The following is a 1,071-nucleotide window of genomic DNA, read 5'->3' as shown; positions in this document are numbered from 1 at the left end:
CCGGAAACTTTCAAGGGTTTGCGCGCCCCGCTCATGCTGCCGCCTCAAATCCCACGGCGCTACCGGCGCTGGGTCGACAATGACGCAATAGCCAAATTGCCTCTGATTGCCCTGACGCGCGGCGACTTCGACGATTACCGGCGCCGCTTGCTGGCAACGCCGGTGCGGGCCAACTATTCCGGGGGAACCCGTGCACGCTCCAAGGATACGGTGAACCGGGACATGGCGTCGCTACGCGCGGCCCTGAACAAGTCCCTGGACGACCAAAAGGTGGCCACCGATTCAGCCTGGCGCGTTCCGCTCAAAGCCTACAAGAATGTTTCCAGACGCCGTGGCTTGTATCTGGACCGCGATCAGCGTCGCGCGCTGATCGCCTGTACGCCAGAGCCGGCCGCCCTGTTCCTGCGCGCCCTTTCGACCCTCCCCTTGCGTCCAGGCGCATTGGCCGCGCTGACCGTTGCTGACTTCGATCCGCGATTGAACGTGTTGAGGATCGGGATCGACAAAAGTGGTCAAGACCGGCGCATTAAGGTCCCAGCAATCACCGCTCAGCTCTTTACGGCTGGGCAATCAGATCGATCACCCGGGGCGCCGCTGCTGAGCCGAGCTGACGGACAGGCATGGAGCAAGGACTACTGGAAAGACCCCATTAAGGAGGCTGCGAGGAAGGCTGGGTTGCCCGCTGCGTGTACAGCCTACACCTTGCGTCACAGCGTCATTACTGACCTGGTACATGGCGGCCTGGACCTGCTGACCGTCGCGCAGCTTAGCGGGACATCAGTGGCAATGATCGAGAAACACTACGGGCATCTACGGGCCGAAGTTGCCGCGGAGGCGCTGGCGAAACTCGCGCTGTAGAGCACAGGAGGAATGAGTTCAGGGGAGAGGGTGTCCGTAGAACCCTCCTATGAGAATTTGCTGTTTTTTGGTTCCCCCCCGCCTACCCAATCCACCCAAGTTAGCGATTGGCGTGCACTTCAGTAAATTATTATCGATGTTTTCACAATAACACTTGACATCACCTTAAAATCGCGGCGTCCAGCATGGATTTTTACTATCCCTGCCTGCCAT

At 59.4% G+C, this 1,071-nt stretch carries 1 protein-coding gene; it reads left to right on the top strand.

Annotated elements, in window-relative coordinates; translation table 11 throughout:
- Nucleotides 1–858 (top strand): tyrosine-type recombinase/integrase (locus ACP7BV_RS27190; protein WP_426108024.1); only part of this gene is annotated, 858 nt, incomplete at its 5' end.
- Nucleotides 859–1,071 lie beyond the last annotated feature (213 nt).

The organism is Massilia sp. TSP1-1-2 (genome assembly GCF_049896185.1).
Lineage (GTDB): Bacteria > Pseudomonadota > Gammaproteobacteria > Burkholderiales > Burkholderiaceae_D > Telluria_A.
This window is presented reverse-complemented; position numbering and strand designations above follow the sequence as displayed.